The organism is Rheinheimera sp. (genome assembly GCF_020217005.1).
Taxonomy (GTDB): Bacteria; Pseudomonadota; Gammaproteobacteria; order Enterobacterales; family Alteromonadaceae; genus Pararheinheimera.
Map to the genome: position 1 here is coordinate 1 of NZ_JAIWOI010000059.1, position 10,000 is coordinate 10,000.

The 10,000-nt window shown below is 47.3% G+C and carries 6 protein-coding genes; 3 read left to right on the top strand and 3 right to left on the bottom strand.

Annotation, left to right across the window (positions count from 1 at the left end; genetic code table 11):
* Window positions 1-1,119: 30S ribosomal protein S12 methylthiotransferase RimO (gene rimO / locus LDL40_RS02915; protein WP_300993594.1), on the bottom strand; the 1,119-nt coding region annotated here is incomplete at its 3' end.
* A 242-nt stretch (window positions 1,120-1,361) separates the two neighbouring features.
* Between rimO and LDL40_RS02920 the strand changes: the two genes are divergently transcribed.
* From LDL40_RS02920 to LDL40_RS02930, 3 genes are all read left to right on the top strand, one after another.
* Window positions 1,362-2,363: an NAD(P)-dependent alcohol dehydrogenase gene (locus LDL40_RS02920; RefSeq protein ID WP_300993595.1), complete on the top strand. Its 1,002-nt coding sequence runs from the start codon at window positions 1,362-1,364 to the stop codon at window positions 2,361-2,363.
* A gap of 161 nt (window positions 2,364-2,524) precedes the next feature.
* Complete coding sequence (locus LDL40_RS02925) at window positions 2,525-4,168, top strand: amidohydrolase family protein (RefSeq protein WP_300993596.1); 1,644 nt, start codon at window positions 2,525-2,527, stop codon at window positions 4,166-4,168.
* Window positions 4,169-4,261: 93 nt separating this feature from the next.
* Entirely contained in the window at window positions 4,262-5,602 is a 1,341-nt protein-coding gene (locus LDL40_RS02930) for a DUF2252 family protein (RefSeq protein ID WP_300993598.1), read from the top strand.
* Window positions 5,603-5,657: 55 nt separating this feature from the next.
* Here LDL40_RS02930 and LDL40_RS02935 read toward each other — a convergent pair whose 3' ends face one another.
* The gene (locus LDL40_RS02935) at window positions 5,658-7,505 is read right to left on the bottom strand and encodes a cytochrome c/FTR1 family iron permease (protein ID WP_300993599.1); all 1,848 of its coding nucleotides are present in this window, start codon (window positions 7,503-7,505) and stop codon (window positions 5,658-5,660) included.
* Between the two features lie 181 nt (window positions 7,506-7,686).
* The coding region (locus LDL40_RS02940) for a TonB-dependent receptor (protein WP_300993600.1) at window positions 7,687-10,000 on the bottom strand (2,314 nt) is incomplete at its 5' end.

Genomic DNA, 10,000 nt, shown 5'->3' on the forward strand with positions numbered 1-10,000 from the left:
ATCCGGTAAGTCGTTGGCTTTAGCGCCTTCGACCGGGCTGTATTTAAAGCAGCCGACGCGGTCGAGCTGTGCTTCTTCTAACCAGTCTAATAATTCCTGGAACTCTTCTTCAGTCTCACCAGGGAAACCTACGATAAAGGTCGAACGAATCGTTAGTTCAGGACAGATTTCGCGCCATTTTTTGATGCGCTCTAACACGCGGTCAGACTGACCAGGGCGTTTCATCAGTTTTAATATACGCGGGCTGGCGTGCTGGAAAGGAATATCCAGGTATGGCAATAACTTACCTTGCGCCATTAATGGGATCACATCATCGACATGCGGGTAAGGGTAGACATAGTGCAGACGCACCCAAATGCCTAAATCGGCCAAGGCTTCGCATAATGACTGCATAGAGGTCTTGACCGGTTGGCCATTCCAGAAGCCTGTGCGGTGCTTCACATCCACACCATAAGCGCTGGTGTCCTGAGAGATAATCAGCAGCTCTTTTACGCCGGCTTTTTGTAAACGCGCCGCTTCATCCAGCACTTCGCCAATAGGGCGGCTGACTAAGTCACCACGCATCGACGGGATAATGCAGAAAGTACAACGGTGGTTACAGCCTTCAGAAATTTTTAAGTAGGCGTAATGTTTAGGCGTTAATTTAATGCCGTGATCCGGTACCAGTTGAATAAAGGGATCATATTTTGGCTTAGGCACAAAGTCATGCACCTGCTTTAATACGTTTTCATACGCATGAGGACCGGTAATACCCAGCACATTCGGATGCACTTCACGGATTTCATCCTCACGTGCACCTAAACAGCCCGTCACTATCACTTTGCCGTTTTCAGCTAAAGCTTCGCCTATGGTATCTAACGATTCCTGCACCGCGCTGTCGATAAAACCACAGGTGTTGACGATCACCAGCTCGGCATCATCATAACTTGGAACTATTTGATAACCTTCAGTTTTTAACTGAGTCAGAATACGCTCTGAGTCCACCAGGTTTTTTGGGCAACCTAAGCTTACAAACCCGATTTTTGCGCCTGAGCCATTGGCCTGAGCCTGCGCTGTCAGACTTTTCACCGGTGTTTCCAGTGTGGTGGTTTGTGATGGATCAAAGGTTTCGACTGTCATGTAAATCCTGCAAAGTAAAAGGGCCGGAAAAAAAGTGCGCGGATTATACCTGAATCAAGCGGAAGAAACAGTCCTGGCTGTATAAAAAACAATCAACAACGGGGCATATCTGCATTTGTTCTTTATGAACTGGTCAATGAAGTGAAAAAGCCGGAAAAATACCTTGCTCACTACTACCAGTTTGCTGATTTTCGCTAATACTTTCCGCGTTATCTATTGAATGTCGGTCAGGAGAATCTTCTATGGTCAAAGCTTATGCAGCATTAAAACCTCATTCACCTTTGTCTGTGATTGAGTTTGATCCCGGTCCTTTGGGCCGGCAGGATGTAGAAATTGATGTGGATTATTGTGGTATTTGCCATTCCGATTTATCCATGCTCAATAATGACTGGGGGATGTCGGTTTACCCTTTGGTGGCTGGCCACGAAGTAGTTGGGCGTATTGCAGCCTTAGGGGCTGATGTCCGTCATCTGGCTATTGGTCAGGTCGTTGGCTTGGGCTGGCATTCCGACTATTGCCACCATTGCAGTAGTTGTGGCTCAGGTGATCACAACTTATGTGCGTCAGCTCAAGGCACTATAGTGGGGCGTCATGGCGGTTTTGCAGACAAAGTGCGGGCGAATGCCAGCAGTGTAGTGGCTTTGCCTGAAGGGATGGATGCAAAAAGCGCTGGTCCTCTGTTTTGTGGGGGTATTACTGTGTTTAACCCGCTGGTGCAATTTGAGGTTAAACCAACAGATAAAGTCGCTGTGATTGGCATAGGTGGGCTAGGCCATATGGCGCTGCAGTTTTTACGGGCTTTTGGTTGTGAAGTGACAGCTTTTACCTCAAGCGATAGCAAGACAATTGAAGCCAAAGAGTTAGGGGCGCATTATTGTATTAACTCCACAAATGCTGCAGAAATAGCCGCAGCTGCCGGTCGTTTTGACTTTATATTGACTACTGTGAATGTGAAGCTGGACTGGAATTTATATCTTTCGACACTTAAACCTAAAGGCCGGTTGCATTTTGTTGGTGCTACACTGGAACCTCTGGATCTGAATGTGTTTAGTCTGATCATGGCGCAGCGTTCCGTTTCAGGTTCTCCGGTTGGCAGCCCGGCGACTATCAGAAAAATGCTGGAATTTGCCGTGCAGCACAACATTAAACCCGTAGTAGAACTCTTTAAGTTTGATCAGATTAACCAAGCCATAGCCCATCTGCAAAGTGGTAAGGCTCGTTATCGGATTGTGCTGGAGAGGTAACTCTGTTCTTGATCGGAGGCTGGTCGTGCGGCCTCTTGTTTTAAATGCGGTCAGAACCGGATTTTTAACGTCAGCTGTTAGTTTAGTGGCTGGTCGCTTTTCCTTACCTTAGGTATAACTAGATATAACCAAATAAGAACAGCCACTTAGAAGAGAAAATAATGGCCTTCCAATTATCCCGCCCCTTTGTATTTTTGTTTAGCCTCATCAGTTGCGCCGTATCCGCGCAGACGGTGTTACTGGAAAACATCACGTTGGTGGATGTAAAAACCTTACAGCTCAAAGCAGGGCAGACCGTTGCGATTGATGGTGACCGCATCAGCGCCGTATACGCCAGTGGCAGTCAAAAAGCTCCGGCTGACAGCACTGTGCTGGATATGAAAGGTTTATATGTACTGCCCGGGTTAATTGATGCTCATGTGCACCATGCCACTGAACCTGAAGGTGGCGACAATGCGGGTATTACAGAGCAAAGACTTAGTGCTTTGCTCAGAGGTGGTGTCACCACTGTAAGGGATATGGGCGGTGATGTAAGGGTCCTGACTGGATTAAAACGTCAGGCTGAGCTGGACTTAATTCAGTCTCCCGATATTTATTATTCAGTCATTATTGGTGGCCCGGAGTTTTTCAGCGACCCACGCACTGTTGCCTCAGCCCGTGGCAAAACACCGGGTGATACAGATTGGATGCGATCGGTGAATGCTAAAACTGACTTTGATGCTTTGATGCTGCGCACTTTGGGCACAGGCGCTACTGGTATAAAAATTTACGCCAAAGTGCCGGCGGATTTAATGCCAAAGCTATCTGCTGCTGCAAAAAAATATGGAGTGAAAGTTTGGGCTCATGCTTATGTTGGACCTGCTAAACCTGAGGATGCAGTACAAGCGGGCGTAGAGGTGATTTCGCACGCGCCTGATCTGGCTGCGACTGTGATTTCACCTTATGAGAACTGGCGCCGTAAAGATTTACCTGTTACGGCAGAGATAAAGCAAGCCTCGTTTGACCCCGCAAATTATCGGGCCTTGTTGGCGCAAATGAAACAGCATGACACTATGCTGGATGCCACTTTAACTATTTTCCATCAACTACAAAAACGTAACCTGAATGCTGCCACAATTTATCAGCATGGTGTGTTATTAACCAAACTGGCGCACCAGCAAGGTATAAAAATCGTCGCAGGAACAGATTATTTAACAGATAAAGCAGGGCTGGATTATCCTATGGTACATCAGGAAATGCAGTTGCTGGTGGACCAGGCCGGATTGACGCCATTACAGGCGATTCAAGCCGCTACTTTGCACGGGGCAGAAGCTATAGGCATAGCGGATAAAGTAGGCAGTATAGAGGCAGGAAAAAAAGCAAACTTGCTGATCCTTTCAGCTAATCCAGCGGATAATATCAGTAATAGCCGTCTGATCAGCCACGTGATCAAAAATGGCCATTTTGTTTACCGTGGTGATGATAGTCGTCTGCCTTTTAGCAGCGCCAGAGTTGTTAACGGTGTATTGTATTTATCCGGGCAGCTCGGCAATTTCCCGGGCACTATGGTACTGAATGGGCAAAGCATTGAAAGCCAGATGCATCAAACCCTGCAAAACATAGGTGCGGTATTGCAACATCATCAACTCGATTTTAATGCAGTCTTTAAATGCACCGTCATGCTGGAGAATATCAAAGACTGGCCCGCGGCAAACAAGGTGTACCTACAGTACTTTAAGGCACCTTTACCAGCCAGAAGCGCTTTTGCAGCCAGCGGGCTGGCATTGGGGGCCAAAGTCGAAGTGGAATGTATGGCGCAACTTTAACAATTGCTTACATAATTGACACTTTTACCTGCTGTAGTCGCTGAAGTGTTATGTTTTAGTATGGCGTAGAAAGGATTCATTCTGGAATTGCTCATGAAAAAATCACAACGCCTTAAACAGTTGCAACAAGAGTTGAAACGCACTGATGCTGTAACGCCGGGCCTCGATCCTGTGCTTGCCAAACATCAGAAAATGGCACAAAACCCCTTTCGCTTTTTGCGCGGTAGTTCAGGGTTGTTTTATGCGGATATCAAAAACTCTGTATTGAAACTCCCTGCGTTATTAACGACAAAAATCCCGCCAACTACAGTAGTAGGAGATTGTCATTTATCTAACTTTGGCTTTTTTACCGAAGAAGGCTCATCCGGCGACAGAGTTATTTTTGCTCCGAATGATTTTGACGATGCCTGTGTTGGCCATGCCGTCTGGGACTGGAGCCGTTATGCGGTCAGTATTTTATTGGCTGCAGACTACTGTCAGGGCGTAAAGCAGCAGCGTTATAGCAATGATAATGAGCTGGAGCTGGATAAATTAGAGGTGGTGTCGGCTAAAGAAGCTGAGCAGGCGGTGCGGGCTTTTCTCACGGCTTACACTGACCAATGTAAGGCTATTTTGGCTGAGCCAGAATTGAGGTATTCAGTCCTGGATGATTTTCCGAAACATCACGTACTTAAACCTGTACTGAAAAAAGCTATTAAACGTGCGGCCAAAGGGCAAGACTTTTTACGTAAAAGCACTTTAGCCAAATGCGCTGACTTATCAGCCCGGCCTCTGAGGTTTAAACAGGACACAACGAAATTCAGTCGTCTATCGCCGGAACTTTACAAAGAGGTTGAATATAGTTTCAGGCCTTATGTCAACGACGAGATTTTAGATATTGTTACCCGCCAGGGCGCTGGGACAGGCTCGTTAAATATGCAGCGTTATTATTTATTGGTGGGGTCAAAAGAGATTCAGAGTGAAGAAGATTTGGCCTTGTGCCATTTGATTGAAGCTAAGCAACAACGCGACTCAGCGCCTTTGTATTTTTTTCCGGACCTCAGCCCGGTCAACCGTTTAAATGCCGCCCATTTAACTGTGGATTGCCAGCGTTTAATGCAGCGTCGGCCGGATCTGGTGTTGGATGAACATTATTGGAATGGCGCTCATTATCTGGTGCGATCACTGCATCATGCCAATGTGGATGTGGACCCTGAAGATGTCTGTTTTGCTGAAAAAGCAGCGGGGGAGAAACTGGCAGAATACTCCCAAGCCTGCGGCCGCGCTTTAGCCCTTGCCCATAGCAGAGGCGACCGCCGTTCGCTGCGGTTTGAACAGGCTGTGGTGCAACATTTGCCAGAACTGCAGGATGAACTGGTGCAGTCTTGCCTGGAGTATGCAGAGCAGCAAAAAGCTGATTGCACCCTGCTTAGCGAATTGTTAAAAGCACAATAGAAAATGCCGATAAAAAAAGCCGCTTCAAGCGGCTTTTTTTATCGGCAGACTGGTTTTAACCTTTGCGGCTGCGCACCAGATAAATCAGCGCTATCAGTACTAAAGCAGACTGCAGTACCACACCCTGAGTATTAGGGTAGAATCCTAACCAGCTGATGGTGGGCAGGTTCAGCTGACTCACCGACAAAGTACCGGCCTCCTGCAGGGCTGCTATACCTTTACCCGCCATGACGATGGCCAGAACCAGCATCAGCAGGGCAGTGCTGCCAAAGAAGGATTTCAGTGGTAGTTTCAGTGCAAACTTAAATACAGCCAGACCTAAAACAGCCAGCAGGACCAAAGCCGCCGCTATACCAGAGACAAAGCTTTGCTGTGCCTGTTCGCCACCCTGTAACCATAGCGCCTGATAAAACAGAATAGTTTCAAAGGCTTCACGGTACACAGCTAAAAACACCACCAGACCTAAACCAAAATAAGCACCACCTGATACGGCATTTTGTACTTTGTTCTGGATAAAGTTACTCCATTCTTTGGCACTGGTTTTGCTGTGCATCCAAAAGCCCATGTAGAACAGAATAGCGGCGGCGATAAGGGCTGTATAACCTTCAGTCAGCTCACGCGAAGCACCTGAGATATCAATCACGAAACTTGAAACAAACCAGGTAACAGCGCCTAATGCCAAAGCACCTACCCAGCCAATATGCACAGTGTGACGCAAAGTAGGTTTGTCGGTTTTTACGGCCACGCTGTAAATGGCAGCAACAACCAGTAAAGCTTCTAAGCCTTCACGTAATAAAATCAGCAGCGCGGCTAAAAATACATTGATGCTGCTTAGTTGAGTTTCTGATAATTCAGTCTGAGCTTGTTTTAATAAGCTTTGAATTTCAGCGATACGAGGTACCACATTGTCTTTTTGCGTCGGATCTTTGAGCAGTTGACGCAAGCCCAACATGGCATGTTCAATCTGGTCACGCAGAGGGGGGTTGACTGTTCCCAGCGGGTTTTCCACCAGTTCAAAACCGTCCAGATAAGCAGACACGGCCTGATCATAAGCTGCTTGTGGGTTTTGCGCGTATAAATCAGCAGAAAGTTGCAATTTCTGCTGAGCTATTACCAGCGGATCTTTACTTTGGGCCTGGAAAAAACGCTCCGGGTTACTGCGGAACAGGCTCATCAGCTCAGCGCCAAAGTCTGGGTAAAGCTTGATTAAATCTTTTGGTGTCGCAGTTAATAAGTCTTTCACTGCGCCGTTTTCAATCATGGCGTCCGGCACTTTACTTGTGTCCAAACCTTGGCCTGCGATATGACCAACATAAAAGGCCAGGTCCCAGCGGCTTTGTTCATCTAAATGAGCAAAAGACGCCATACCAGTGTCGGCCACACCTAAGGTGATGGTATTAAATAAACCATAGGCGCTGCGAGCCTGATAGCGTTCTACTTCGTGAAAATTGGTTGGGGCAGGGTCCAGTTGAGCGCCGGCCGGACCGTCACCCATAGCGGTGGCGCCATGACAAGCAGCACAGTTGGTGGCGAACAAAGCTTCACCACGTGTTAAATCCGGGCTTTTTTGTGGGACTGGAATGGCAGGCATGGCTGCAATAACACTCTGACGCATCAGCGCTGTTAAGGCCTGAATGTCTTTTTCCGCGGCTTTATCAGCAATAAGCTGTTTTAATTGAGCGGATTGCTGCTGCAATTCCTGAGGTGCTGTGGCAACTTCTTCCGCTATTAACGAAGAAAACTCCTGCATCTCTCCGTATTCAGCTTCGCTAACAATTTTACCTTCAGCCACAGCCGCACTGTAGTCAGCACCAATGTATTCAATGTATTGGATCAACTTATCCGAAGCGAATGCCGGAAACGCTAGCAGCGCTATCAACACCAGAATCAAACGAAATGCCATAATTCACCTATATTTATCGCTCTAACAAGAATTATTCTCATTATACGGAAGCTGAAGGATGAAACCTAGTCTCTTCTGTTTTTTCTGCTGAACTTTGCGGTAAATGCAAAAAAAAGGGGCTCTGAGAAAACTCAGGCCCCAACTCCATCCAGGTAGAAGAAAAATTCCGAACTCAGTTTATTCAGAATTTCACTGAATAACGCAAGGTCCAGTTGCGGCCTAACCAGTCATGAACTGAACTGGCGTAACCATTGGTAGGGGAAGATGCATAAGGTGGTTCTTTGTCAGTCAGGTTACGGATACTCAGTAACAGACTTTGGTTGTCACTGATGTCATAGCCTAAACTGGCGTTATACGTCAGCCATGAATCTACTGTGTCGTTATCAAATTTAAAGTCACCATCGCCCAACGAACTGATGTAATGCGCACCCAAACTGGCGCTCCAGTTTTCTAAGCGCCATTCAGTTCCTGCGTCTGCCACAAATTCAGGCCGCGCAATTTCTGCTGCACCACTCAATTTACCTAACAAATCTTCAGCCGGGCTGTCCTGAGTCACCTGGCGTTCGTAAGATAAAGTGCGGGTTCCTGCTATGTTGAATTTAAACTCACCTGCACTTTGGGTCAGTAGTTTGTAGTTTAGTTTAAAGTCAACGCCATCCGTCTCCTGGCTACCGACGTTAAAGAATCCTGTACGCAGGAAGACCAAATCATCACCACCGTCTACTACACAACCAAATTCACCATTGAGCTCAGATTCATCACTGACAACCGGAGCTGTGCCTGCAATACAGGCGCGTAAGGTGGTATTGGCATCTACATCCACTATGTCTTCATGGGTGTATTTCCAGTAATCGATGGTGATTTGTAAATCGTCCGTCAGGTTCCAGGAGGCACCAATATTGATGGCTTCTGAACTTTCAGCATCTAAACCTTTGTTACCCAGTGTTTCCTGATCAAATTCCAGTTCACCAGCTGTTCCGCCAAAATCACCGCAAAGTGCGTTAAAAGGTTGATCCGCACCACAGTCTATGTAGTTGGCGGTAAGAGATGTACCAGCCCCTAATTGTGAAAGCGATGGCGCACGGAATCCTGTACTCCAGGAACTGCGTAAAATCAGGTCGTCAGTAGCGCGGTAGCGCAGTGACAGCTTCGGATTTACATCTCCGCCAAAATCACTGTAATGGTCGTAACGTAAAGCAGCAATGGCATCCAGCTTCTCAGTCAGCGGGATATTAAACTCGCTGTAGGCTGCATACTGAGTGCGGTCTGCTGCTGCATCGCTGGCTCCCAGCGCAAAGATGCCGCCACTTTGTGCTATATCAGCTGGATTATCTGAGATCTCTTCGCCACGGAATTCACCACCGAAGACAGCGCTGATATCGTCAAACAAAGTGCCAGAGAAGTTGAAATCAACTGAGTACACATCAGACTCACCGATACGAGGTGCTAATTCCCGTAAGCCGGCTATCACTGAGGCAGAGTTATCCCGACCTAAATTAAATGGATTAAAACTACCATCGGCCAGGGCGTCTGCAACTTTATCTATGCCCATATAACCTGAGACATGAGTAATTTCGTTGTCTGTTTTACCGTAGCTCGCCGCTGTTTCCCATGACCAGTCACCCAATTCGCCACGCAAGCCTGCTAACAAACGGTAGCTTTGACTGTCGTAGTCCTGTATCCGGCGCTCGGGAAAACGGGAACGGACACGGATTTGATTGACGGCACCGTTTTGTGCATCCAAAGCTTGGGCCCATGCCGGAACATAGCTGGAGTCACCTGCAATCCGTACATCAAAAGCTGCTGCTGAATCGTAAGCCGATCCTGTATTTTGCTGCAGCATGGCTTCAGCAAAAAACTCGCTGTCATTGCCTAAACGGTAGATGTGATTCAGTGTTGCGCCTACAGCTTTGCTGTCGGGCTGAATAGCACGTTCATTGACATAGTCATATTGGCAACGGGTTCCACCATTACTGGTTGCTGTGCCACACCATGGCTCGGCATAGTCTTTGCCGTCAATGGTCACTCGGGTACTGGATTTAAAAGTAACATCTATTGGACGGTCGGTGTTGAAGAGGGCATCTTTGTCAAAGTAGTCAATAACTACTGTGGTATTGCTGTTTTCTGTACTAAAGCCACCGGTATAAGTCAGGTTATACTTACGAAAATCGCTACTTGCCGTGTCATCACCGTAAGATACGGACAATTCCTGACCTTCATAGTCTTTGCGCAAAATAAAGTTGATGACGCCTGCTATCGCGTCTGAGCCGTAAACCGACGATGCACCATCTGTCAGGATTTCAACCCGTTCCAAGGCTGACATTGGGATGGCATTAACGTTCACAAATGAGTCAAAGCCATTGGTAAAAGAGTCCACGGCTACACGACGACCATTTACCAGTACTAAGGTAGAACTCGAACCTAATCCTCTTAAACTGACACCGGCGGCACCTGCAGGTGTGCCGTCATTACCGGCCACGCCGCCGTTTTCAGTA

What these genes read in the sequence shown, in the direction of transcription:
- LDL40_RS02920 (WP_300993595.1), top strand. Translation starts at nt 1,362, where the DNA reads ATGGTCAAAGCTTATGCAGCATTAAAACCTCATTCACCTTTGTCTGTG.
- LDL40_RS02925 (WP_300993596.1), top strand. Translation starts at nt 2,525, where the DNA reads ATGGCCTTCCAATTATCCCGCCCCTTTGTATTTTTGTTTAGCCTCATC.
- LDL40_RS02930 (WP_300993598.1), top strand. Translation starts at nt 4,262, where the DNA reads ATGAAAAAATCACAACGCCTTAAACAGTTGCAACAAGAGTTGAAACGC.
- LDL40_RS02935 (WP_300993599.1), bottom strand. Translation starts at nt 7,505, where the DNA reads ATGGCATTTCGTTTGATTCTGGTGTTGATAGCGCTGCTAGCGTTTCCG.